General features: G+C 42.9%; 21 protein-coding genes. 3 read left to right on the top strand and 18 right to left on the bottom strand.

All coding sequences use genetic code 11. The features are described 5' to 3' along the window. Positions 1–129 precede the first annotated feature (129 nt). The 5 genes from FHS10_RS18600 to FHS10_RS18580 all read right to left on the bottom strand — a co-directional run bounded on the left by FHS10_RS18600 (position 130) and on the right by FHS10_RS18580 (position 5,603). Positions 130–1,356, bottom strand: a complete 1,227-nt coding sequence (locus FHS10_RS18600) for an ROK family protein (RefSeq protein WP_259093336.1) — start codon at positions 1,354–1,356, stop codon at positions 130–132. Between the two features lie 254 nt (positions 1,357–1,610). Next, positions 1,611–2,132 (bottom strand): hypothetical protein, encoded by a 522-nt coding sequence (locus tag FHS10_RS18595; protein ID WP_259093334.1) that lies wholly within the window; start codon positions 2,130–2,132, stop codon positions 1,611–1,613. Between the two features lie 15 nt (positions 2,133–2,147). Beyond that, positions 2,148–2,570, bottom strand: coding sequence for a VOC family protein (locus tag FHS10_RS18590; protein WP_259093333.1), 423 nt, complete (start codon positions 2,568–2,570; stop codon positions 2,148–2,150). Between the two features lie 74 nt (positions 2,571–2,644). Next, positions 2,645–3,091 (bottom strand): DUF695 domain-containing protein, encoded by a 447-nt coding sequence (locus tag FHS10_RS18585; protein ID WP_259093331.1) that lies wholly within the window; start codon positions 3,089–3,091, stop codon positions 2,645–2,647. Positions 3,092–3,185: 94 nt separating this feature from the next. After that, a complete protein-coding gene (locus FHS10_RS18580; RefSeq protein WP_259093330.1) occupies positions 3,186–5,603 on the bottom strand; it encodes a glycoside hydrolase family 3 N-terminal domain-containing protein in 2,418 nt (805 codons plus the stop codon). Positions 5,604–5,807: 204 nt separating this feature from the next. Here FHS10_RS18580 and FHS10_RS18575 point away from each other — a divergent pair, with 204 nt between their 5' ends. Beyond that, on the top strand, positions 5,808–6,311 hold the full coding sequence (locus tag FHS10_RS18575) for a hypothetical protein (protein WP_259093328.1): 504 nt from the start codon (positions 5,808–5,810) through the stop codon (positions 6,309–6,311). Positions 6,312–6,440: 129 nt separating this feature from the next. Here FHS10_RS18575 and FHS10_RS18570 read toward each other — a convergent pair whose 3' ends face one another. The 8 genes from FHS10_RS18570 to FHS10_RS18535 form a co-directional block, all read right to left on the bottom strand. Continuing rightward, complete coding sequence (locus tag FHS10_RS18570; RefSeq protein ID WP_259093326.1) at positions 6,441–6,959, bottom strand: O-acetyl-ADP-ribose deacetylase; 519 nt, start codon at positions 6,957–6,959, stop codon at positions 6,441–6,443. A 6-nt stretch (positions 6,960–6,965) separates the two neighbouring features. Next, positions 6,966–7,283: a ferritin family protein gene (locus tag FHS10_RS18565; protein ID WP_259093325.1), complete on the bottom strand. Its 318-nt coding sequence runs from the start codon at positions 7,281–7,283 to the stop codon at positions 6,966–6,968. Positions 7,284–7,943: 660 nt separating this feature from the next. Further along, on the bottom strand, positions 7,944–9,281 hold the full coding sequence (locus FHS10_RS18560) for a histidine-type phosphatase (protein WP_259093321.1): 1,338 nt from the start codon (positions 9,279–9,281) through the stop codon (positions 7,944–7,946). A gap of 504 nt (positions 9,282–9,785) precedes the next feature. After that, the gene (locus tag FHS10_RS18555) at positions 9,786–11,168 is read right to left on the bottom strand and encodes a hypothetical protein (RefSeq protein ID WP_259093320.1); all 1,383 of its coding nucleotides are present in this window, start codon (positions 11,166–11,168) and stop codon (positions 9,786–9,788) included. A gap of 11 nt (positions 11,169–11,179) precedes the next feature. Further along, positions 11,180–13,957 (bottom strand): TonB-dependent receptor, encoded by a 2,778-nt coding sequence (locus FHS10_RS18550; protein WP_259093317.1) that lies wholly within the window; start codon positions 13,955–13,957, stop codon positions 11,180–11,182. Between the two features lie 149 nt (positions 13,958–14,106). Continuing rightward, the gene (locus FHS10_RS18545) at positions 14,107–14,652 is read right to left on the bottom strand and encodes a histidine phosphatase family protein (RefSeq protein WP_259093316.1); all 546 of its coding nucleotides are present in this window, start codon (positions 14,650–14,652) and stop codon (positions 14,107–14,109) included. Between the two features lie 57 nt (positions 14,653–14,709). Continuing rightward, a complete protein-coding gene (locus FHS10_RS18540) occupies positions 14,710–16,137 on the bottom strand; it encodes a hypothetical protein (protein WP_259093314.1) in 1,428 nt (475 codons plus the stop codon). Between the two features lie 13 nt (positions 16,138–16,150). Further along, on the bottom strand, positions 16,151–18,979 hold the full coding sequence (locus tag FHS10_RS18535; protein WP_259093312.1) for a TonB-dependent receptor: 2,829 nt from the start codon (positions 18,977–18,979) through the stop codon (positions 16,151–16,153). Between the two features lie 232 nt (positions 18,980–19,211). Between FHS10_RS18535 and FHS10_RS18530 the strand changes: the two genes are divergently transcribed. Continuing rightward, complete coding sequence (locus FHS10_RS18530; protein WP_259093311.1) at positions 19,212–19,649, top strand: hypothetical protein; 438 nt, start codon at positions 19,212–19,214, stop codon at positions 19,647–19,649. A 433-nt stretch (positions 19,650–20,082) separates the two neighbouring features. On the opposite strand, the gene FHS10_RS18525 is transcribed toward FHS10_RS18530, so the two are convergent. Together FHS10_RS18525 and FHS10_RS18520 are read right to left on the bottom strand one after the other, a co-directional pair. Further along, positions 20,083–20,733, bottom strand: coding sequence for a phosphatase PAP2 family protein (locus tag FHS10_RS18525; RefSeq protein ID WP_259093310.1), 651 nt, complete (start codon positions 20,731–20,733; stop codon positions 20,083–20,085). A 49-nt stretch (positions 20,734–20,782) separates the two neighbouring features. Continuing rightward, positions 20,783–21,817, bottom strand: a complete 1,035-nt coding sequence (locus FHS10_RS18520; RefSeq protein WP_259093308.1) for a YncE family protein — start codon at positions 21,815–21,817, stop codon at positions 20,783–20,785. A 399-nt stretch (positions 21,818–22,216) separates the two neighbouring features. On the opposite strand from FHS10_RS18520, the gene FHS10_RS18515 reads away from it, so the two are divergent. Then, on the top strand, positions 22,217–22,426 hold the full coding sequence (locus FHS10_RS18515) for a DUF5808 domain-containing protein (RefSeq protein ID WP_259093305.1): 210 nt from the start codon (positions 22,217–22,219) through the stop codon (positions 22,424–22,426). Positions 22,427–22,778: 352 nt separating this feature from the next. On the opposite strand, the gene FHS10_RS18510 is transcribed toward FHS10_RS18515, so the two are convergent. From FHS10_RS18510 to fdhD, 3 genes are read right to left on the bottom strand one after another with little or no spacing between them, the layout of a single operon-like run. After that, positions 22,779–25,103, bottom strand: a complete 2,325-nt coding sequence (locus FHS10_RS18510; RefSeq protein WP_259093303.1) for an FdhF/YdeP family oxidoreductase — start codon at positions 25,101–25,103, stop codon at positions 22,779–22,781. Further along, complete coding sequence (locus FHS10_RS18505; RefSeq protein WP_259093300.1) at positions 25,096–25,455, bottom strand: DUF7009 family protein; 360 nt, start codon at positions 25,453–25,455, stop codon at positions 25,096–25,098. The genes FHS10_RS18510 and FHS10_RS18505 overlap by 8 nt, the downstream gene beginning before the upstream one ends. Positions 25,456–25,460: 5 nt before the next feature. Continuing rightward, complete coding sequence (gene fdhD, locus FHS10_RS18500; RefSeq protein ID WP_259093297.1) at positions 25,461–26,360, bottom strand: formate dehydrogenase accessory sulfurtransferase FdhD; 900 nt, start codon at positions 26,358–26,360, stop codon at positions 25,461–25,463. Positions 26,361–26,477: the final 117 nt, after the last annotated feature.

The raw sequence follows: 26,477 nt of genomic DNA, 5'->3' as shown, positions 1-26,477 counted from the left end.
ATTTTATAACTCGCAATGACGGGTGTATAGGTGCTCAACGAAGTGTATAAAAATATTTTTGAAATAAATTTAAACAGGCTATATAACAGCATCTTCAAATTCTCAAATTTTCAAATCCTCAAATTAAAATTAGGCTATCGTCTTAGTCGCTTTACTTACTTTGGCTTTTACCGATTTATCGAAGTTTTCCATTACCAATACCGCGGCGCCGATTAACTCGGCATCAAAGCCAAGTTCTGATACCAACAGCTCGGTCCCTTTAGATAAACGGGGTATACAATATTTGTGTAGCGCCTGCTGAATAGGTGCCATTAGTATTTTAGCAACCTTTGCTCCGCGACCGCTTAATACTATAGTAGCCGGGTTCATGATATGGATAAGGATGGCCAGGGCCTTCCCTATTTTGTAGCCTGCATCTGATAACAGTTCTATCGCAAACTGATCGCCGTTATTGGCGGCATCTAACAGGGCATCGCCCATCAGTTTGGAATGATCGTTTGTATTATGTTTTAAACTGGTTATACGCCCCTGTTTAATGCCTTCTATAGCTTTTTGAGCAACCACCAGCATCGATGCTTCAGCCTCAAGGCAACCACGTTTACCGCATTCACAAAGAGAGCCATCTTCAGATAAGGGGATGTGGCTTAACTCGCCCGCGAAACCGGTATGGCCGCGAAACAGTTTACCATTTACGATCATCCCCAGGCCTATACCCCAGCCCAGGTTAATCACCATTACTTCGGTTTGGGCTTTGGCTATGCCAAACTTCTGCTCGGCAAGGGCTATTAAGCTCGAATCGTTATCGATATAGGTTGTAATGCCCGTATGTTCGGTAAGGTAAGCTGTAAGGCTTCCGTTTGCATCAAGATAGGTATAGTTAATACCTTCGGTTACGTTGATAAAACCGGGCATACCGATACCGATACCGGCTATCTTGCCCTTTGCTATGCCAGAGTCTTTAATGTAGCTATTGATCTGGTTGGTAAGGATGGTTAAAGCGTTGGCGTTATTAAGCAGTTTCAGCTCAAAAGTAAGCATGTCTGCAACGGGGCTATTCTGTAGATCAAACAACTGGATACGGGCTGTAAGCTGATCAAGTGCCACAGCAAGGATGTACATGGCATTGGCTTTAACCGAGTACATAAGCGGCCTGCGGCCACCACTTGAAGGAGCGTAGCCATGCTCAACCACAAAGCCCTCATGCATTAGTTCATTTACGGCTTTGGCTATTGATGGAATACTTTTGTCAAACAAATCGCTCAGTCCGGCGCATGACATGGCTTTATTAAAGTAAAGCCGTTTAATGATCATGTTTTTTAGCTGACTGCCCTTGATACCTTTATTTTCGGGTTCCATTCAATAATTAATAGTTAATGATTTTAAAAGACCTAATATAAGTCTTTAAAGTTTATAAAAATATAAATAAAGTATTAAAGTACAACTGTAAATATTACGGTTTTTAACTGGCTGATTAATTGGCAAAAATAAACAAACTTAACAGAATGGTAATATAGGTTATAATATTTTGTAGATGGGGGTTATAGAATTTTAGAAGAAGAATTTAGATTATTCAGTCCATTTGCTTTTTCATCATATCACTGGAGAGGAAGCTATTTGCCAAAATACTTTTTATACTCGCCTTCTACATCCGTTACATCGACATTGTGCAGCTTTTTATGGGGATCGAAAAAATACAAATTGGATATAAATGCAACGGTATCCAGTTTAATTTTGTGTATTACGCCGCTTGCCTGCCTGAATTGCAGGTATTTATAACCCGGTGGAACATCTACAATTTTGAGATGCTGTTTTTTAAGATAGGTTTGCGCTTCAGACATATAAAACATCTGGTCATCGGCACCGGTATAAAACTCGTCATCCTTTGATGCTTTGTGGCGTTTTTGTATTTCGGCAGCATCCAAAATTGTAATCACTGCCGCTAAAGAGTCAACAGTGAAGGTATCTCCGGTAATTAGGTTAGCTTTTTGCGCAAACTGAAGCTTAGCAGTGATGCTTTTTTCGGAAGCTGAAATACGTTTATGTGTTTTTCTTTGCGGCGTTTTTTTTTCAGCAGATGAGCATGCCGCAAGCGTTGCCAGCAATATAATCAATATGCTATTTTGGTGTTTCATGATTAAGGTTAATGATCATTTTTTTTCCATAAACATCCATCGCTGCCCTTCGAGATCGGCGGCACGATAGCGACTACCTGGGTAACCTTCTTCAAGTTCAGATAGTATAGTTGCGCCGGTTGCCTTAGCATGCACAAAATGCGCTTTTACATCATCTACATAAACTAAAACGCCGTTAATAATATAAGGAACTTGGTATGCTTTAGCAGCTATAGCACAATTCTCAATATGGTGTTTAGGGCTTTGGTAATCAGGAGTTGGTTCGGCAAGCATTACCAAGCTATCCCTCATGGCAATTTCACCGTGGGCAAGTCGCCCCTGCCCGGTGGTCATGCGGGTTATTTCGGTAAAACCGAATACTTCACAAAGCCACTCCATAGCGGCCACGCCATCCTCATAGGATAGCATGGGTATAATTTGTTGGGTTGATGTAATCATGGTATTTCCATTATTGCCTGATCAATGATATACTTATGGCAGAGCTAAGGTGTATCGCAATCCATAATTATGCTCTATTCTTCTTCACTAAAATCCTCCAGCACCCCCGTGTACTCGTCCCAATCCGGGTCATCATTGGAAACAATAGTAATAGGTAGCGGATCAAACTTTGCCAAAGCAATATTTAACCTTTCGCCAGCGATATCAACATCTGTGGTATACCATGCCCACCATCTTTCATTATCGCCAGTAATAACAAAAGCCAGTATTGTTTGGTTATCTTCTTCCATTACGGAAACCAATGCGTCCTCTACCTCCTTCATCAGGGCAAGCGTGGCACTGTCTGGCAGTAATGCTTCGGTATCGGGCTCATATTCCCAAATAATATCCATCCGGTACTGATAAAGTCCGGTCTCCGCAAAATTTTGCAGGTGCGGCCTATATCTGATTAATACGGGCAAATCGTCAGTATAAAACTCACCGGCAGCCCATGAATCGTTTAAATGCATATCCTCTATCATACCTCAATATTACAAAAAAGACTTGCGAAAAAATCATCCGCAAGTCTCCAAATTTTAAATTCTGCTTTAAGCTTTCTGCCTTCGGCTTTCAGCTTTATTGTACTTCAAATTCCTTTTTCAACTTAATATCTTCAGATGAGTTACCTATCATCACCATAAATTTACCGGGCTCAACAGTCCAGTTCATATTTTTATCCAATAAGGCCAAATCATCGGGGTGCAGGATAAATTGTATGGTCTTTTTTTCGCCAGGTTTAAGGTTTACACGCTCAAAGCCGCGCAGGTCATACTCGTAGGTGGTAACACTGCTTATTTCGTCTTTAAGATAAAGCTGCACCACGTCATCGCCGGCACGTGCGCCTGTATTAGTAACATCAACGCTTACCTGCACATCGCCCTGGGCGTTCTCCTTCTCTGGTAATACTATTAGGTTACTATATTCAAATGTGGTGTAGCTTAACCCAAAACCATATGGATATAATGCACCGTTCACGCTGGTTTTGCCCCAGCTGTTTTGTCCACCCTGCCCGGCTTGCGCGTTGGGCTTAAACGGAAAATTAAATTCAATTTGTCCGGTAGTTTTAGGGAACGTGATAGGCAATTTGCCGCCAGGGTTATTGTCGCCAAACAAGGTTTCGGCAATTATACGGCCGCTTTGTACGCTGGGGAACCAGGCCTCTAAAATAGCAGGCACGTATTTGTTTTCCCAGTTGATGGTAAGCGGCTGCCCGTTTATCATCACCATAACCACCGGCTTACCCGTAGCTTGCAAGGCCTGTATCAGCTTTAATTGGCGGCCAGGAAGATTTAAACCTGTACGCGACAGACTTTCGCCTACCCTATCCACATCCTCGCCCACAACGGCTATAATCACATCTACATTTTTGGCCTGGGTTACGGCATTATTAATTTCTATCTGTTCTTTATCCGTTAAAGGTGTTTCAATGATCTCACTTTCGGGCCAGGTGGCATCTACTATATCGCATCCTTTTGCGTTAACAACAACACCTTTATCGCCAACATAATCCTGAATTCCTTTTAAAACAGTAGTTATCGGATTATGCGACGGGCCGTACCTGCTAATCGCATAATTAGTTTCGGTAGCCAGCGGGCCGGCAACTAAAATCCTTGGCGTTTTTTTCAAATCAAGCGGCAACAAATTCCCCTCATTTTTTAGCAATACCATCGATTCGCGGTTCATTTTAAGCGACATTGCCTCATCATCGGCGGTATGCACCAATTTATCGGCCGCTTTCGGATCTTTAACATAAGGGCTGTCAAACAAGCCCAGGCGCATTTTTACCCGCAGTACGTCTCCCACCCTCGAATCGATCACCTTCATCGAGATCTTGTTTTCTTTGATCAGCTCACGCAGCGGCAAGATGAAAGTTTGCGGCATGGTAAAGTTGGTGCGCACGTTAAGTCCCGCTTCAACCGCCTGCCTTACGGCCTCTTTGTAATCGGCAGCTACGTGGTGTTTGGAGTATAAAAACTCTACCGCTTCGCTATCGCTTACTACATAGCCGTTAAAGCCAAACTGCTGGCGCAACAGCTGTGTTAAAAAGTAATAGCTACCGGTAATGGGGACGCCATCCCAATCGTTATAACTACTCATTACGCCCATGGGATGTGCTTCCTGGATTACCCTGCGGAAAGGATACAAGTACACCTGGTACATTTCCCGCGGTGCCACATGCGGATCGGTACGGGCACTGCCATCCCGGCCGCCTTTTGGAACGCTGTATACCGCGAAGTGTTTAAGCGTCGAGGCAATGTTTTCTTCCTGCATGCCTAAAACCATTTGCTTACCCATTTCGGCAATGTGGAAAGGGTCTTCGCCATAACATTCAACTACACGACCCCAACGCTGGTCGCGGGCGGGATCAAGAATGGGCGCGTAAACGTTGGTATACCCCAAAGCCCGTGCTTCGCGACCAACCGTTTGGCCGGCCTGGCGCACCAGTTGCTTATCAAAGGTACTGCCAATACCTATAGGCGCCGGTAACGGCGTAGCACGGTCATGATTTAGGCCGTGAATCCCCTCGTTTGTAAAATCAACGGGGATACCCATCCGGGTTTCTTCTACAAACCATTTTTGAATGGTGTTAATTGCCGAGGCATGTTTGCTGAACGGAAAGGAATACTGCGTAGGCGCATCATCCGTATGCGACGTGAGGTTATTTAATTCCTCATCAATGTTGGCTATGCCATCCTTCCAGATCTCGTTTTTCCAATTGGGGATAGGCATTTCGTCTTTTAAAACCCGTTTGTAGCCATAAAGGGTGGCCATCTGGCAGGTTTTTTCTTCAATGGTCATTTGGCTTAACAGATCGGCAACTCGTTTTTCAATGGTTTGTGAGGGATCTTCAAACAAATCCATTTTGCCGTTCTTGTTAAAATCTATCCAGCCTTTATGGTAAATATTTTTTTGTTGTGCCGATGACTGCAAGGCCAGCATAGTCAACAGCGCCGATGCCGCGCATACGCGTGGCAGGTAATATTTTTTTCTCATGTAGATGAATTGCGGTTAGTATTTCAAATATAAGAGAATAAAATAATGCATTGTATAAATAACACTAAGGTGTTACAATGTAGGGAGGATGTAGAGGCCCCCAGCCCCCTGAAGGGGGAGCTTTTGATTAGCATGATTTGTTTGGTGCTATTATTTCAAGGTGATAATTGATGAAGATGTATATTTGACTTAAATACCTGCTCAATGAAACTACTTTTACTATTATTCTTTTTAAACCAGCATCCTGCCGATACTACAGCAAAATCAGGTCGTTTTATAGCGATGGAATACAAAGGGATGTCGAACTGTATTTATGAGATAACCATTAACGATAGCCTCATCATGGGTGCCAAAGTAAACGGCTATATCACCGTGCAGCCCAATTTTGGTATTGGCACAAGTATTCCTCGCGATGTAATGCACAATCCGGAAGCTTATGTAAGCAAAAAGAAAGCAGAAAAGTATTTGGATAAGAACATGGGGAATGATCAATTTATTGATACCGACAAACAAAATTTCATCATCAGGCGAAAGGACGTTAAAACCGTTTTTATCAATACCCAACCAAAATGGGGAATGGGCTATTACCCTCAAAGCGGCAGGATCATGATCGAATCGCCGGAAACGCCTTACAATAAAACTGCAACCCACGACCTGATCCTCATTGGCGATCAAAATGCCGAAGAAGTGCTTCAAATGTTTAAATAGCGGAGCGAGTAATTATCATTAATCATTCAGCCGAACTCGTTTCGGTCATCCCATTAGCAAGGTCTTCAGCATGATGACTACCTGTCCTGTGGGGATGACCGAAACAAGTTCGGCATGACATTGGTACACCTACAGCATCCCCTTATAAATCCCACAATTTTCATCATCAAAGCATACAAAGATCACCTGCTTAACAGTCCCATTCTCCGCTAAAAAATCCTGAACTGTTTTGATGGCAATGGCGGCGGCTTTCGTTTTAGGGAAATGATAAATACCCGTGCTGATATTGGGGAACGCGATAGTTTCCAGGTGATTTTCGGCAGCTAATTTCAGGCTGTTTAAATAGGCAGAAGCCAGCAAACCATCCTCTCCTTTACTGCCGTTATTATAAACCGGCCCAACGGTATGGATTACGTATTTAGCAGGCAGATTACCACCGGTAGTAATCACTGCTTCGCCGGTTTTGCAGCCGCCCTGCCGGTTGCGGATCTGGATACATTCCTCCAGTATGGCTTTACCGCCGGCGCGGTGTATGGCACCATCAACACCGCCACCACCTAATAACGAGGTGTTAGCAGCGTTAACAATAGCATCAGCGTTGACTTTGGTAATGTCGCCCTGTATTAATTTTATTCTTTCGTTAACCATCACTTATTAGTCTTCGGCTGCTTCCTCGCCTTTGCTACCAAGTTCTACAATATCCCCTTTTTGAAACAGGATAGCTTTTAATGTAGTACGCCAGATTGGCTTTTTACGCAATAGAAATTCCAAATCCATCCCAAAATGTTTAAATTCCTCTTGCTGGGCATTTTGCATTATGGCTTTGGCTGCTTTATCAGTCTCTACCGAAATACGTTGCTCATACCAGTTAATGGCTTCGGCTTCTTCGGTAAGAGATACAATCATGCGCGCAAAAGTGCGGGTTTCTGCCGATAATTCGTTTACAGGTTCGTGGTATTGATCAAATGACATAATGTTCTGTTTTTATAATAGAAACATCAGGCTTTGGTTTTGTTTTGGATTTTTTTGGATTAAAGATTTTGAGATAAAGGAACAAGGATTTATTTGGGGTGATTTGTAAGGAACAGCATAACAGGAATGATATGATTTATTGAATCGTTCATTTAGTTATAAAATCCGGCGGACCTTGAAGGTGGAAACGTCGAAACAAACTATCCCCTCACCCTGTCATGGGTAGTTTTAAAATCGGGGGACTATGAACGTGAAATGACAATATTAAGCCATGTCATTGCGAGGCACGAAGCAATCGCGAACTATACAGATCCTCCCTGTAGCGTATGAGATTGCTTCGTTCCTACCCATGACAAGTTATAAAAGAGGAAGTCATCCTGAACTTGTTTCAGGAACCCACAGGACAGGCTTTGCGTATGATGTATACTTAGCGCGTGGGGTGCTGAAACAAGTTCAGCATGACTGCGGGGTTAAAGGTGATTGTCATTTCAACCTTCACAGCCCCCGGATTTTATAACGCGTAATGACATGGTGGACTTGTCATGGGTAGAAACGAAGCATCTATTCGCAAACTTTCAGGGCGAACAGGCATAGCGTAAAATAGATCCTTCAAACGTTCAGAATGACAGGGTGGAGAGGAGTTTAGAAAACTGCAGCTTTTTACTTCACATTCTTCAAAAACTCAGCCGCATCATCGCCTAATTTATAGTTCAGCTTTACCAGTTTGGCTATATAAAACCGGCGCATGTCGGCCCATTTATAGTATGGCGAAACGTTTTTCAAACCGGTAATGCGTGCCTCTTTTTCATTCAGTAAAATTTTAACCAGGTAATTTGCAGACCCTTTCTTTTTATAAAAGATCCATTGAATGTTGGAACTTAGCGGGATCACTTTTGAGGCCTGCCAGGCTCTATCAAACTGGTTAATATCGGATGATACCTTATCGGCATCCTCAATGCCTAAAAGTGCGGCAAATGGTGAAATAGTTTCGGCATGGGCAAAGCGTAAATTGGCGTTGTATGTGCGGGTTTTGATAAAATCGTCCGTGGTAGTAATAAAATTGGCAAGCAATGGTGCAGCTATAATCACCTGTAAACCGTCTGCTTTTGCCCCGGGACCTTTTACCAGGAAGTCTTCGACATTATCTGTTCTTCCTAAAGCTTTCAGTTCGTCGCAGGTGAACAATGAGGTAAAATCAAGTTCCTTAGGTTCGATACCAAGCTGTTTCGCCTCGCCTTGAACAGAATAAACAATAGTAGCAAATCCCCAAATATCATTGATGATCTTATCGGCCTCCATATTATCAAGCGTTTTTAAATATTCTGCTTTAAAAAGGCGCGATACGATGGTTTTGTTGATCTCATTTATATGTTCGGCTTTGGCAATAATGGCTTTGTATTTATCCCAGTCGCCCTTTTTTTCATAGGCGGTATACGCCGGCGATTCGTCGTAAAAACGCAGGTTTACATCATCATTAGCTTCAACAATTTGCACCGAATCTTTGAGCTTAGTTTTTAAGCCCGATAAAAAAGCATCCGCGCTTTGCTTGGTGCGGATCTCTTTGGTGATGGTTACATTCAATTTGGGTTTACCTGCAAATACTTGGGCGTAATTGCTATACATTCGGCTACCAATACTCTGCAATTCTTCGCGGCCTTCGGCTGATATTGATTTAGTATTGCCTTTCTCTACCTTTTGCAAATTAAGTATCATTTGCTTTAGCAGTTCACCTTTTTCGGTAAGCATGCCGGCGCTATCTGCTTTTAGCAAAACGCTGTAAATAAAAGCGGCTTTTACATCCTTGGTTAAATGCCTTGCCCCGTGCCTGCCAACGTGGTTTATAAAAACCGGCTCATACCCTTTAGGCACAGGTGTATACTTTACAACTGGTGCTTTATACAAAGTTTTGGTACCTAAAAAGGCGGTACCACAATCCTGTGCCGATGCATTGGTAGCAAAAGCGACTAAAAAAAGGAGGTATAAGATGGCTTTTTTCATGATGCTAAGAAACTGTTTAAAATGATTTCACAAAATACTATGGCACAAAAAATAAAACGTCATTGCGAGTATCGATCAAGGATAAACCTGAAAAAAATAGTGATGACATCGTTAACGCGCTTGTGTAGAGACGCAACATTTTGCGTCTCCCGCGTGCAAATGCAACACGCAAATTTAAAATCTCACAAATCCACTCTGTATAGCGGGAGACGCAAAATATTGCGTCTCTACAAAAAAAACATATTTGATAATCAACAACTTGCGTGGACGTCATTATAAGGCACGAAGCAATCCCCAATTTACAGAGTCGCTGTGCAAATCCGCCCTGTAATTTGGGGATTGCTTCGTCGTTCCTCCTCATAATGACGATTTATTTAGTTTTAAACACCTTAATAAGATAACTTCTTCAAGTCGCCCATTCAGAGGGGCTTACTTTAAAAACACAAGGATCAGTTTTCAGACTGATCCTTGCAAGTTTTAGTTTAGTTATTAGTGTAATGTTTATTAGTGCTGGTTACCTGTACCATCGCTTTGGTAAGCACCGATATCTTTACCCGGCAGGGTTATCGTTGTACCATAATCACCGGTTGCCGTAACCGAAGCTATCGGGCTAAAATTAACGTTACCTGCATTTACGCCTTTTGAGCCAGCTTTCAGTCTGAAGTTTGATGTACCCACCAAAACAGCAGCCGGTGTTTGCACCGATACTGTCATTGGACCAGGGTTTGCAGTATAATCAAAAGCGGTAAGATCGTAACCGTAAAAAGTTGGATCGTTTTCTTTTGGCGTAGTTGAATGTATATCGGCAGATTGGAAAGTACTTACCCCATCAGCGGCCTGGAATAAGTCAACAATCTTCTGAGTAGATCCATAAAAATACTGGTTATTGTATTTAATATTGGTTAAATCAGCATCGCTGGTTAAACGCAAACCGAAACGACAGTTGGCTATTAAATTATTGTAAACCATACCCCTTGCGGCTTTTTCAAAGTTGATTGAACCGCCCCTGCCTGATTTTGTTTGCCTAAAACCGCAATTTACCATTGTATTATTATACATGGCAACGTTGGTTTGTGTGCCAGAACTACCGGCATCAGATGCCTTTAAAGCGTTCGTTGCCGCGCCTATAAAAAAGTTGTAAGCTAAATCGCCAACGGTGCCACTCTTCATGTTAAAAAACTCGCCTCCCAATTGGCCGCAAAGCTCAAAAGTATTACGCATAATACTTATTTTACCGCCACTTACCCTTATCGCATCATCTTTGGCACCAAATACCCATGAATCTTCGAGGATAAATTTTTTGGTGATGTTTCCGAAGTAAATAATATACCGGGGATCGCCGCTGGCGTAAACACCAGTCTCATTTCCGCTTGCAGGGCCGCCGGCCAATTCAAGATGTGTCCATTTAATAATCAGGTCGCCGCCTGGAGCAGGATTTTTTGATGAAGGATCGGGCCAGCAAACTATGCCACCCCACCAGCCTTTAAAAACATCGGTGTAATTTTGCGCCAAGGCTTCGGTATGATAGGTATCGGCATTTTGCACTGTAATATAGTTTGGTTTTTCTTTGGTACCCAGGCTTATAAAAGTACCGTGCATAATAATTTCGGGCGCGGTTTGATAGGTTTTGCCATCGCCGATAGCGATCAGTTTAACCCCCTCCTGCATTTGCAGGGTATCGCCTTCATTAACTGTAATATCAGTTTTAAAATAATAGGTTTTACCAGCCAGCATAGTACCCCTAACAGCTCCTTTTAAAGTATCGGATGTAATGCCATTACTAACCAACCTAACCGGTGCCGAAATAATTGCAAGTTCGGCTTTATGGCACGCGCTTAGTGTAATTAAACACAGGCATACCCAATATATTTTATTTATATTTTTCATTTTTAATTTCATTATAGTTTATAGCGTAAACCCAATATATAATACTGCCTGTACAAATCTTTGCGAACAGAAGTATTTTCGCCTGCCTTTTGCAACTCAACATTGACGGCATCCGTTGGGTAAGGCCTCCTTATTTCAAGTTCATAAGGTGTATTTAAAAGGTTGGTTGCTTTTATATACAGATACAAGTTACCGTACAAACGCTTATCGGCCGATAAATCGAGCGTGGTAAAGCCTTTTTGCCAAATGTCATTATCTAAATATGGCGATACCGTATTTAACCTGGCTCCGGTGTAAACAAATGATAGTTGCGTGTTTAAGCCATTTTTAACACTACGGTACAGCAATGATAGGTTACCGATATTTTTTGATTGCCCCTGTAATGAACGTGTTTGCTGTACGGTACGATGGGTTACAAAACCTTGATCGTTACGGTAATCTTCTTCTTTATCGGTAGTTATTTTTGAATTGGTGTAAGTGTAGTTGGCCCGGATACCAAAGCTTCTGAAATATTTGGTAAAATCAAGTTCGAAACCGTAGTTAGTGGCATTGCCAAAGTTTTCGGGCCTAAGCACATAGCTGGTAGCATTTTTTTCAATCGCGTATTCAATCGGATTATGGATTGATTTATAAAATACCCCTACCAATAACTGATCAAGGGCTTTAGGAAAAAGCTCATACCGTAAATCAAAATTTTCGGCAGTGATACGTTTCAAATTAGGGTTACCCTGCTCGTCATAAAGCGCGTCGGGATCACCGGCTGTATGTGGTACCAACTCATAAAAATTAGGTCGGCTTATGGCCGAATAGTATGATAAGCGAATATCCTGCTTATCGTTAAACTGATATTTAAAGTTTACACTTGGCAACAAATCGTAATATTTAATGCTGCCGGTTTTACCTTCAACAGATGCATCGGCCTGGGTAAGCCAGCTTTGGCTGGTATGCTCATATCTTAAGCCGGCAATAGTCAATAATTTGCCTGCGGTAAATTTAACCTGCGCGTAACCTGCGCCTACTTTTTCGGTAAAATCATAGTTAAGCGCGTTTGTAGGCGTACCCTGGGTGTTAAACAAATCAAAAGTATTATTATCAACATTCCCGGTAAATGTTTGGGCGGTATTGCTTGCACCCGGCCTTAAATCATACTCGTCAAAACTACTGTGCCTTGTTTTATCGCGGTACATACCGCCGGCGCTTAGCTCAAAGTTGGTATTAAACAGGGTTGGCTTATAAATAAAATTAAGAAAACCGGTTTTATCCTCATCAGAGTTTTTGCTAAAGGTGCGGCTTTGGGCTTTTAAACCGTCAAAAGTGTACGGTGCCTGTACAATGCTACCATCGCTTTGCACGTTGCGGCCGGTATTTAAATTCAGTTCAGCCCTGTCGGGTTCGTTGGCGGTTGCTTTGGAGTATACCGCCGTCCAATTAATGCTAAAGGCATCGGTCAACCTATGATCGCCATGCAAATTACCGTTTTTAATGGTTTGAATGGTACGGTCGCTACGATAAGTTTGACTTACCCTGCCAGTACCAATGCCAGCCCTGCCAAGCTCTAAACTTGTATCTGAGCTAAACCTGTAGTTGTTTTGAGCCAGGTTGATATAATCTAAATCGAGCGTAATTTTGTTGGCATTATTAAACTTATAATCAAATTTGGTTAAAATACCGGTACGTTGTTGTTGAATGTTATAGGTTCGTTTTTCAATATCGGTTACCAGGGGCTGGTTATTCGATGGGTTTACTTCGGTACTAAAAAATGTACTGTTGGTAAGCCTGTAAGTATTTTGATAGCTCAAGGCCAATAAGGCTCCAAACTTTTTATCGGCTGTACGCCCGCCAATGCTTAAACCCGCTATAGTTGCCAGGGGAACCTTGTTTTCGCTATAATGGAACGGATTGGTGGCAAAATCGGCGCCGGTAGCATTACGCCCATCGGCACGCGGTGACGTTTGCAAACTCGCGCTGCGATCAAAACCGGTAAAGCCTTTATTAAAAAAATTAGCGGCTAAACCAGTCGCTAAGTTGCCGCGCACAGTAAATTCATCGGGAGCATCTTTTAAAACCAGGTTAATGGCACCGCCTATTGCATCGCCTTCCATGTTAGCAGTAAGCGATTTTGATACTTCTAAACGATCAACAATATCGGCCGGAAAAATATCCAAAGGCACGTACCTGTTTTTATTATCGGGACTCGGAATTTTCACACCATTAACCAACGTATATTGGTAACGTGCATCCATGCCGCGTATAATGGCGTATTGAGCCTCGCCATTTGCGCTACGATCAACAGATACGCCAGATACCCTTTGCGTTACGTTGGCAATAGTAATATCCGGTGAGGCCTCAATGGTACGTGCCGATACCGCGTTTAATATTTGCGGCGAACGGCGCTCCGCGCTTTGAGCGGCCTTGTCAGATGTCCGGTCTCCGTGGCCGGTTACGGTTACTTCGTTAAGATTGTTGTCTTTGGTTTTTAGCGCCAGGTTTACAGTTGTAGTAACACCATCCTGTACCTCAATATTTTTGTCTTCTTTATCAAAGGCAACATAGCGGGCATCAATTTCGTAGCTGCCTGCGGGTACGTTTTTAAATACAAAACTACCATCAAGCCCAACGCCTGTTGATATTTTGTAACCTGAGGTTTTACTGTGGATACTTACCGTGGCGCCAACAAGCGGTTCACCGGTTTTCTTATCGGTAACGGTTCCTTTAATTGTACCGCTGGCAAATGCAAAGCTGCATATGGTAAGCTGAAGTAGAATTAACAGGGGTATAAGTTTCTTCATTTGCTATGGGGTTAAAAAAGTCCACGCAAAGAAACCCCACCAATTTAATGGTGAGGTAAATCAAATGTTAATATGTTGTTAACAATCTATCTAAAATTCATTTACTATTGATGTTTGTGTAACAAAGTTGTTTCGTAAACAAAATATTTTTAAAAATTACAGTCGGCCGAAGGTTTTATTCCCTCGTTGTCCCGGGTTAAAATTGCTGTGCCGTTGTTAAATGTAACTATCCAAATGCTGTCATAATCAGTGTCAGGCCATTTTAAACCAGCTTCTGTTACGCCCAAAGCCCTTACAATTGGGGCTATACCGCCATGCTCCCACGATACCAATACAACGCCGCTGCGGCTTTTAAGATCGGCAGCCATACCTAACGAATCTTTTTCGGTACGGCTACTGTTTACTGTAAGGTTATATTTTGAAACAAGCGGCACAAGGGTTTCAAACATCCTGGCATGTTTGGTGGCTTCGCCCAAGCCAAGCCCGGGTGCAAATACAAAAGCAGGAACACCAAATTTTGAGGTGATAACCGCAGGAAGTTTTAACGAGCGGTTTAGGCCCTGGCAGGTTAAGTTATCACCCTTTAATGGCTTTTCGCCGTGCCTGATGAACACAATTTTTAAACCGGCGGTTTGTGCCTTTACTGCTGATATGCTTATTAATATTAACGCTACAGCGCTTATAATTTTTCTCATTTTACGTTTTAGTAAAAATGATAACCGGGCTTAATACCGGTTATCATTCAAATATTTTTAGTGTTTGTTACCGCTACCGTTTAACTGATAAGCGCCAAGGTCGGTACCCGGAGCAGTGGCTTCAGATAAACCGTAGATCTTATCAATCGGTACGGTAATCAACGGCTGTATAGAAGTATTACCCTTACCAACCAATGGTGAGTTAGCCAGCAAACGGAAGTTAAAACTCCCTATTGCACTATATTGATACAACGGATGCCCGGTGGTAGGTAACGGGAAGTTAAGGAACATCGGATTGTTTTTTTGCACCACATCACTACCATCGTAAATAGAACCTAAAGTATAGGTTGATGGTAAATATTTAGCAGATGTAGTGATAGACGGAATGTCTGTTACCTGCGGCTGGGTAATATAACCGGTTGGATAAAACTGGTTAGCCACACTTAAAGAATCGGCCCATTGATAGTTGTTACCGTAAGTAAGGTGGGCAACATCGGCTATCGGACTGCCTACCACGCGGTAACCAAATCTGCAGTTGATGGCTACGTTATTAAAATACGCGCCGGCGGCACCTTCCTCAAAGTTGATACAACCACCACGGCCGCTTTGTACCTGGCGATAACCGCCGCTTACAAATGTATTGTTGTACATTACAATATTGGTTTGCGGCGCGCCGGTAGCCTGGCCTTTGTTTGATGCTTTTTGACCATTTGTTGCTGTACCCATAAACATATTATAAGCCATAGTACCAACGGTACCGCCTTTAGCATTTAAACAATCGCCGCCGCTTACCCCGTTCTTTTCAAACGTGTTCCTGAAAATAGCGATCTTGCCGGCCGAGATACGGATAGGATCATCCACACCGCCGTATAACCATGAATCTTCCATAATAAAGTTGCCTTTGTAGTTGGCAAATAAAATGCTGTACTGGTTACCGGTACCTGAACCTGCTATGGTTGAAGTAGCTTTGCCTTCGGTTAAGCCGCCAAATTCAACGTGCGTCCAACGTAACACAAGCAGGTTACAGGTAGGGCCACCAATAATGCCTTTCCATTTACCGGCATAAGCAGGGTCGGCAGCGGCTGTAAGGCCTCCAGGGGCATCGTTTTTAGTTACGCCGGCAACGGTGATCCAGTTGGGTGCATCTTTTGATCCATTACTAACCAATGTGCCTAAAGCAATTAAGCTGCTACCCAAGCCCATATTTAAGGTTACACCCGGCTGCATTAACAAAGTGTCTGTGGCATTAATCACCAGATCGCAACCCGCTTCTACGGTATAAGTTTTACCACTTAGCATGGTACCTTTTACAGATATTACTGTTGAACCTGATGTACTGCACGAAAGTGGCGCTTTATCACTAACCGGACTTGCGGCTGGTGGCGTATAAGTATAAATATCGGTATGTTCGCCTTTCCATTTCTGGCAGCCTGATATAGATGCTGCAAGCAGGAAACTGATAACTGGAATTATATATTTTTTCATCGTTGTATTTTTATTAGAATTTATACCTGAAACCACCCAGGAATAAGGTTTTGTAATAATCGCTTTGTACCAGGGTTTGCGCTGCAATATCCTGTTTGCCAATAAACTCCTGTTGCTTGGCATCTAAACTTCCATGAGGGAATTTTAGGTAGATCTTGCTGGCAGCATTGGTGATATTATTGATCTTACCGTAAAAAGACAACCTTTTAACAATGGTTTTCTCGAACGAAAAATCAAGCTGATTGTAGGCATGCTGATAAAAATCGAGGTTATAATAAGGCGACACCTGTGCTAAACGCTCGCCAGTGTAAACAAATGCCAGCTGCATATCCAAACCTAATTTTGCGCTCTTAAACAATACCGACGCGTTGCCCACGTGATCTGCCTGACCTTGTAACGGGCGGGTTTCATTCACATTGGTTTGTTGCAAACCAAGGGTGGCATCGTTTGAATAAAGCAACTTATTGGTGGTTATTCTTGAGTGAGTATAGGTATAGTTAACAGAGAAACCTATTATACCAAAAAACTTGGTTGCCAAAGCCTCAAAACCATAGTTGGTTGCATTACCCGGATCGTTTTGAGGTTTAATAACCTGCGAGCTTGGGCCGCCATCACGCACTACAAAGTATTCAATAGGATTATATATTTTTTTGTAAAAAGTTCCTACTAATAGCTGATCGGCACCTCCCGGGTAAAACTCATACCTTAAATCGTAGTTATCGGCGGTAATATGTTTCAGATAAGGATTACCAACCTGGTCATAATACTCGCCGCTAATCTTGTAAGGTACCATCTCGCCAAAACCCGGACGACTAATAGCTGCGAAATAAGAGGCGCGAATGGTTTGATTATTAGTCAGCTCGTATTTCAGGTGAACGCTTGGCAATACATCGGTATACTTGATAGTACCACTTCTTTCTGTAACCGTTTCTGGCGATTGGGTTGCATAGCTCATGTCGGTATTTTCAACCCGCACACCACCTAATACCTGTAATTTAGGGAACAGGTCAAATTTTACCTGGAAATATTCGGAGTTATCATTTTCGGTAACATGGTAGTTATTTTGCAAATCGGTATTGTTTGAACCTATACCATCTGTTACCGGATTAAAGGCAAAAGGAATATCATTAAAATTGTTATTAAATAACGTTGATTTACCACCACTTAAAGAATAGGTAATATAATCCGCGTCCCTTATTTTATGACGATATAAACCACCTGTAGAAAACTCAACATCTTTACCGGCAATTTTAGGGGTGTAGATCAGGTTTGCATAACCCGAAATATCCCTGTCACGGTTGTTTTCCCAGTGGTGGGTTAAGGCGGTGTTATTATCAACTTCGGCAGTTACGGCACCGCTATTATTTAAAGTTTTGTTGGCATCGTATGAAAACTCTGTTCTATCCGGCATGTGCCTGGTTGATACCGAATAAACTCCATCCCAGTTAAAACGCCACTCATTACCCAATATGTGGTCGCCATGCAGGGTTGAGTTATAAATATTTTGCTGGGTTAAGGTACTTCTGTTTGATAAGGTGATCTGCTTGCTTAAGCCGGTTGAGTTTAAACCCAACCCAAGTGTATCTGCTGTATAGCGCGATTCAAACTCACTTTGGTGAATGTATAAGTTATACAATGACAGCTTGTTTTTATCATTGATCACGTAATCAATTTTATTGTGGATGCCTACACGTTGTGTTTGTGTTGAGTAGGTACGGTCATAAGCGTCAGAAAACTGCGGCGAGTTTGGCAAAGGAATAGCCGATGGCTGCGCGTTTGGCGTAAGCTGTTTAGAATCAGATCCGCGATAGATGTTCTGGTAACTTGCAGATACAATAACACCTAATTTATTGTTCAGGAAACGATCTCCAATGGTAAGTCCGGCTGTCGAGCTGAAAGGTGTAGACATGTTTTTATCGCTGGTAAGCGCTTTGTTGTTGAAATCGGCATAAGTAGCCTGGTAGCTGTTGCCATTAATAGCAGCCGGCGATTTGCTGTTTGGCGACCCTGTAAAATCAACAAAGGGTCTGCTTTTTGAAAACAACGTTGAAAAACCACCTGATACGTTTGCACTTAATACAAAGTGATTGGGCGCACTTTTCATCACCAGGTTCATGACGCCGCCTATAGCGTCACCTTCCATACTTGGTGTAAGGGCCTTGATAACTTCCAAACGCTCCAGCATTTCTGATGGGAAAATATCCATCGGCACAAAACGATATTGCGGATCGGGACTCGGAATTTTAATGCCGTTTACCAGCGTAGAGTTATAACGCTGATCCATACCGCGGATAATAGCGTAACGGCCTTCGCCACTTGCAGACCGTTGAATGGTTACACCGCTTACACGCTGTAATGCGTTGGCCACGGTAACATCGGGCAGTAACTGGATGGTATTTGCCGATAAAATGTTCAGCACCATAGGCGCGTTCTTTTCAATACCGCGAACAGACCGATCAGATTCTTTGTTACCCTCACCCTTTACCTGCACCTCAACCATTTGCTGGCTGGCGTCGCTAAGGTCAACATTAATGATTTTTATTTCATCGGCACCTGTAATGGTGCCTGTGTAAATTTGTGAGGGGCTATAGCCTATATAATTTACGTGAATTTGATAAGCGCCGGTCCTTACGTTTTTAAAGCTGTATGAGCCATTTAAGTTTACAGCAACGGCTCTGTTTACGCCATTTTGTGTTAGCGTAACGGTAGCGCCGGTAAGGGCTTCGCCGGTTTTATGATCCATAACCTTGCCCTTTATGGTTTGGGCAACCGATGGTAAAGCAAATAATAAGCTTAATGAAAAAAGTAACAAAAGCCTGTGAAGATGGTAGGAGTATTTCATGTACAACGGTTTAATTTTGCGCAAAGAAACCTCCCCAATGTTGGAGAAAAACTGAATTATGTTACCAATACAAATACAATAACCTAAACTTAATATTGATTTAACATTAGTACAGGCAAATGCTGATTTTCAGATCAAAATGCTACGAACCAATTCGTTTTGATGTACGCGCCTCCCCTTTTGTAAACATTGCGTTACGATAACATCAATTACCTGATATGCGTTAACCAGTATGAAATTTTCTCTTTTACGGAAACCTATCAATGATGCATACCGTAAAAAATACATTATTGAATGCCCTTGGCTTATGCGTTATAAATACCTGTTTATATTTTTACTAACGATCCATTCTTTCTGCGGCTCTGTACCCGTTCAGCCTCAGTCGGCTAATTATAGTGGCAAACTCAAGGGTAAAGCCATGCAGCTAAAACTGGCCAACGGCTTTATAGGTGGCAGCGAGATCCATATAGGTAATGTTACCTATTATGCCAATAGCGGCCGGCCCGAAGCCAATAACACCATGCTTTTTCAATCCAAATACCTGGCAAACGGCGATTATTTTGTGCTGAACAATATGCAGCAGTCTTACAATCCCATGCCGGCAACTATTTCCGGAAAATACTTTAAGAGCAGGCGCGGCGTGGCGGTTAAGTTTTTGCTGGATAAGTAGTTGTCTGAATCAGAATTTTCAGAATTAGAGAATTAACAGAATGATGCGCTGCTTAGTGCCTTCATCTGGTACATATCATCAGGGCAAACGCATCTAAATAATTAAGGGGGATAAGCTGTTATTTAATAATAGATAACGGAATAAGCTTATGACGTCAGGAAGATACAAGCATCAAACAATACCTTGTTTTTATTGCATGGTCCTGGTTTAATGATGCAGATATCGAATGGACTTGTATTGGCCAACAACAGGCACAAATATTTGGATGCGCTTAAATTGCGCGATACATCAGTTTAATGTTAACCTTGTTAAAATATAAAATATTGATTATTAGATAATTACAATTCATCATATCTGAAATATGTTAAGTTATGTTAACCCAATTAGATGCGTTTGCCCTGTACATATCATACCTAACTTTGGGGCTTTATAATTAAGCCACGTCTTTGGTTCTTTTTCCCCGCTCATAAAAATAGCTAAGTACATACAGGCAAAGCAAACCCAGTATAAAACCGCCCAGCACATCAGTAAACCAATGCGCGCCAAGGTAGATCCTTGAAAATGGTATGCTAAAAATGAGGAGAAGGCAAAAAGTGCCAACAACTATCCTGACTGTTTTGTTAATCTGTTTTAGCTGGTTCATCAGCAATAAAATAAAGCCAAAAAGTAGCACATAAAACAATACATGGCCGCTGGGAAAGCTTTTTTGGGCGGTTTTAGTTATTACCCGCACAATATCAGCCGATGGCCGGGGCCGATCTACAAAGAATTTTACAATAGTGCTTACCAGGCCGCCTAACAGGCAAAGCAACACAAACAACGCCTCCCGCTTATATTTAAACACCAGTAAAAGAAGCGCGGTAACCGCAACAGTGATAAGCGCGCCGGGCGTATAGCCAAACCAACTGATAAACTCCATACAGGAATCAAGCAGCGGATTTTGATGTTCCTGTACTTCCTTTGAAAATTTAACATCAATGAGGTTGTTGGGTAACAAAACAACCAGCAATGTAAGAATAGCAAACCCCGCTATTAGAATAGCGAGGGTATAAGTTATGAGTTTTTTTCTTTGGGTTGTAAGCATGTTACTTATAGCGGAAACCAGGTGTATAGCCTCCAATAATGCAGACCGCCTATTTCCCCACAACAATAATATGAAAAGTACCCGGGATTTGCTTAGGCCTCGGGTGTGGATTATCGGCTGTTGGTTCTGCCGGTATTGATTTTGCAGTTGGCAGGTAAAGTTTATGGGTGGTTTCATCCAAACCAATAGTGCGGGCACCAGGCTCTGTCACTATATTTTCAACAAACACAAATTTATCGGCACTTAATTCACGGATCACTGATATAGTCCCCTCGCCGTTCGAGCTGTAAGCCTGTTTAAGAGTTGGATCGAACGCTACACCATCACAATCGCCTATCGGGAATTTCCCTACTATTGTTCCGGTTATTGCGTTTAAAACGATCATGGTTTTATTACCGCCGCAGCCAATAAACAAACGGTTGGTTTTACGATCAATAGCCAGACCCGATGGTTCATCGCCATCAACCAGTTTCCACCTGTTTATCACTTTATAGGTTTTAGCATCAATTACAACCTCTTCGTTGGTATCTTCAATATTTACAAAAACTTTGCCTTTGCCGTCAGATACTCCTGTTTCTGGCTTGCCACCCAAGGGAATTGTTGCCACGACAGCATCGGTAGCTACATCAATTACCGTAGCATCTTTACTCCTGCCGTTAAAAGCATATACCTTTTTTGAATGATCATCATAAAAAATGGCATCCGGGTTAGTACCTACCGGGATAGCTTTTATCAGCTGGTTGGTTTTTAAATCAAAAACGCCTACTGTATTTGCCCTGCCATTGCTGGTGTAGGCTTTATTTAAATCTTTAACAAGCGCTATACCGTGTACACCTTTTGTATCGGTAAAAACACCAACCGAATCGCCGGTGGTGGTTGCCAATATGTTTACCTGGCTACCGTGCGATGTGTATACCAGTTTTGCGGCACCATCAACCGTAATATAATCCCAACCACCCGAACTCTTAACTGGATACGATGCCAGTACTTTAAAGCCGGTTTTCTGTTGTGCCAATACAGCAGCAGGCATAACCAATGCCGCGCCAAACATCAATAAGCAAATGGAGGTGTTTACCAATTTCATGATTGTAATTTTTGATATAGTTAATCAAATAAACTGGATAAATTCTGGATAAAACAGCTTATTTATTTTCAAAAGCGATTGAGAGATTATCGATCAGGGAAATCGCTTTTAAAGATTTGCGCAGCAAAGGGGTAGCTCCTATGGAGCAAAAAAGCATAAATTAATTGTTCTACAAATAGGTAGCCGCTATGCGGCATCGAATATTTAATAAAACCAAAAAATGCCGCATAGCGGCTACCTGTTTGTAGAAACATAAAGAACCAGATAAGATGCCGCATAGCGGCTACCCTATTATGCCCATTGAAAGATGTTACCTTATGCGGAAATATTAAACGCGATTTCCCTGGACTATCAATTACAGGGTAAACCAATCCATCATTCAAAACCCTACATTTGTATATGAGTAATTTCGACCGAAACGATGACAAATACTGGAAATGGGGTATGATCTATATTAATGCCGATGACCCTGCAATCTGGCTACCCAAACGTACCGGACTGGGCTGGACACTTAATTTCGCGCACAAAATGTCATTTGTTTACCTTGTGCTGCTTTTGGTATTACCAACGCTTGTAGCCCTGTTTTTCACCCGGGCGTTGAAGCCTTGATGAATAAACCTTGAAACCTCTTTGAATTCCTTTCGGGAATATCTTCAAAGACGCTATTAAGCACATATTCAGCCGTCATTGGGTCTACCGTGTACCCACATCTTTCTATTAAAGAAAAATGTCATTTCGAACGAACCTGGGGGATTGTGTGCCGGAGGTGAGGAGAAATCTTCTAAAAGCGGACATTCAGCCATGGCAAGCGCAGAAGATTTCTCTTTCGCACCCCGCTTTTCCCTGCGCTTGCTCGTTCGTATGACAATTCTCTTTATTGTGGACGAAAGTGCACCAGATGTGGGTACACGGTAGGTTATTAAGCGTACCTGTCAATCCGGGACAAATAACAATGTCAGTTTTAAAACTTTGCAGGCTGATGTTTTTTTATGCTGATAAAAACCAGTTTTGAAGTTGGCGTGTTACTTTTTTCAGCTACGCTATCAATCGGGATCAATACATTGGCTTCGGGATAGTAAGTGGCGGTATTTCCTTGGGGGATATTGTAAGGCACCACCACAAAAAGCCTGGCTACCCGCTCCCGGCCGCCAAAATTATTGTACAGGTCAACCAGTTCGCCATCCTTAAAACTGGCTTTGGCTACATCATTAGGATTCATGAATATAACCCGACGCTCGTTGTGGATGCCGCGATAGCGGTCATCCAACCCGTAAATGGTGGTATTAAACTGGTCATGACTGCGGATGGTGGTCATGCGATATTCATCCTGGCGCATTTCATGCTTTGGCAATCCGGCAATATTGAAGCCTACCCTACTGCCAAATTCCGCACTATCAAACTTTCCTTCACGCGGACCGTTAGGCAAATAAAAACCTCCAGGAATGCGCACCTTTTGATTATAATGTTCAAAGCCAGGAATCACTTTGGCAATAGCATCGCGCACAGCATCATAGCTTTTTTCAAATTTACTCCAATCAATTACAGATCTGTCGCCTAAAGTAGCTTTAGCCATGCGGCATACAATTTGGTTCTCGTTCATCAGGTCCTTAGAAATCGGTTCTAACATCCCCTTCGACATTTGCACCACGCCCATCGAGTTTTCGCAACTCACAAACTGAGCCTCGCCAAGTACCATATCCTTATCACTGCGGGAAAGCGTTGGCAGTATCAAAGCTTCATCGCCGTGCACCAAATGACTACGGTTAAGTTTGGTTGATACATGGATGCTCATTTCCAGCTTGCGCATCCCATCGGCGGTGTAAGTAGTATCCGGCGTAGCCGAAAGAAAGTTACCGCCCATGCCAAAGAATACTTTCAGCTTACCCTCATGCATGGCCTGGATTGACTCCACCACGTCATAACCATGTTTGCGCGGCGGTTCAAAGCCAAAAACTTCTTTCAGCTTGTCCAGCTGTTTGGGTTTGGGCTTATCAAATATCATCATGGTGCGGTTGCCCTGTACATTACTGTGCCCGCGCACGGGGCATAAACCGGCACCGGGCTTCCCTATAGCGCCTTTTAACAAGGCCAAATTAACAATCTCTTTTACAGTAGCCACACCATTCACGTGCTGCGTAACACCCATTGCCCAGCAAATAATAATACGGCTTTTATCCTTCAGCATATCGGCCGCCTGCTCAATCTGGCTTAATGGGATGCCACATTCATCGGCAAGATGATCCAACTCAAACTGGTTTAAATGATCCAGGAAAGCTACATAACCTTCCGTATTGTTTTTGATAAACTCGTGGTCAAATACTTTGCCCGGGTTTTCCTGTTCGGCTTTATACAATAGCTTTTCAATAGCTTTTAATAAGGCCATGTCGCCGTTGATCTTCACCTGCAGGTATAGGTCGGCCAAATGGGTGGTTATGCCCAATACGCCCTTAACAGTTTGCGGGTTTTTAAAACCCATGAGTCCTGCTTCATGAAGTGGGTTTACCGCGATGATCTTTGAGCCCTTTTGTTTGGCTTTTTCCAACGCGGTAAGCATCCTGGGGTGGTTAGTACCCGGATTTTGCCCGATGATCATGATCACATCGGTTTCATAAAAATCATTCAGCGTAACCGTCCCCTTCCCTATTCCTATCGCTTCGGCCAGGCCAAAACTGGTAGATTCATGGCACAGGTTTGAACAATCGGGCATATTGTTGGTACCAAATTCGCGGATAAACAGCTGATAAGTAAACGAGGCTTCATTGCTGGTGCGCCCCGAAGTGTAAAACGCGGCCTCATCAGGCGATGCCAGGCTATTAAGCTTATCCCCTATCTTTTTAAAAGCATCGTCCCAGCTAATGGGCTGGTAGTGTGTTGCGCCTTTAGGCAAATATACGGGCTGGGCTATACGGCCTTTTTTGCCTATCTCGTAATCGTTAAGCTTAGCCAGATCGGCAACAGAATTTTCGGCAAAAAATTTGGCAGTTAGCTTTTTAGTAGTGGCTTCCTCGGCCAGGGCTTTAGCACCATTCTCACAATATTCAGCAACGGGTGAGCGGTCGTCATCCGGATCGGGCCAGGCACAGCCAGAGCAATCAAAGCCGTCCTTCTTGTTCATCTTAAACAAGCCTTCCATCCCCCGCACAAAGCCCGACTCCTGCAAAATATCAACCATAGCCACGGTTACCGCGGGTATCCCCGCAGCCCAGGTTTTAGGTTTGGTTACTTTCAGGTCGAGCAGTTCTTCGGGATTTTCCGCGGCCGGCTGTTGTTTAATGTTCTTACTCATTTTTTTTAGCTAATAACGGATTGGGATAATTATCGCTTTGATCTTCATCCACATTATCTAAACAGGTAAAATCTTTTTCGACCAGTAAATGCAGGTTGCCATGCTTCCCTTCAAAACCAACCTTATCAGTATCGGCAAATTCTTTAATCACAAACTTAGGGACAAAAAGTATAATGGTATTCTCCCTGAAAATAGAGGAAATATGATCGTCATCAACCAATTGAACAGCATAATAAAGCTGTTGGCTGCCAAAATCCACCTCCTCCTGTAAATGTCCCTCTTCGGCCAGTTGGGCCACATCGCTTTTGGTAAGCCTGTATCGTAATGAATTTCCTTTAATACGTATTTTCATGGGTGTTATGTATTTTCAACAGCAATGGAACTATCGGTAGCTACAGCATCGTTGCCGGGTATAAGTACGCGGTGTGCCGCGGTGTAAATATTAAAACGCTCATCACGCAAAAAACCTATCAGCGTAACGTTAAATTCATCTGCCAGTTGCACTGCCAGGCTTGAGGGCGCGCCAACAGCGGCTATAATATTAATGCCTGCCATAGCCGCTTTTTGTACCAGCTCAAAACTTGCCCTCCCGCTTAACAGCAAAACGGTTTGATTAAGCGGCAGCCAATCATATGCCAATGCCGCCCCTATCAACTTATCCAAGGCGTTATGCCGGCCTACGTCTTCCCGCAGCAATAAAAGTTCGCCCTGCATGGTAAATAAAGCAGAGGCATGTAAACCTCCCGTATCTGTAAAAACGCGCTGGTGACGCTTTAAAATGGCCGGTAGTTGATGTAGGATACCAGGTATTACCACATCCTGATCTGCAGGCAGCCCCACAAAACTACTCACCGTACGAATAGCATTGATAGAGCCCTTGCCGCAAACCCCGCAGCTTGATGTAGTATAAAAATTACGTTCGGTATTTTGCAGGTGCGGCACGGCAGTGGGGATTAAACTTACCTGTATAGTATTCTCCTTATCTTCGGCACAGGCAATAAACTGGTGATGTGTTGATGCTACGTCGGTCGCGTTTTTGATGATGCCTTCGGTAAACAGAAAGCCTTTAGCCAGTTCGGCATCATGGCCCGGCGTACGCATCGTAACCGATACATTGTGTACAATCCGTTGCCCTTCAGCGCCATATTCCAGCCTGATCTCCAACGGCTCTTCAATAGCAAGCGCATCGGTAGTTACCGAGCCGTTACCGGCAGTTACTTTTATAATGGACAGGTACTGTGTGGATTTGGCGGCCATATGTAAATATACAATTTAGTGGTATAAAATGTTTAGCCCGGCCCCCTCTAAATCTCCCCCGGGAAGGGGAGACTTTTTAAAGCCCTCCCTTCCGGGGAGGGTTGGGTGGGGCTTATT

It is taken from the genome of Mucilaginibacter dorajii (assembly GCF_024808255.1).
GTDB classification, from domain to species: domain Bacteria; phylum Bacteroidota; class Bacteroidia; order Sphingobacteriales; family Sphingobacteriaceae; genus Mucilaginibacter; species Mucilaginibacter dorajii.
Note: the sequence above shows the minus strand (reverse complement) of the source record. Positions and strands in the feature narration are given on the sequence as shown.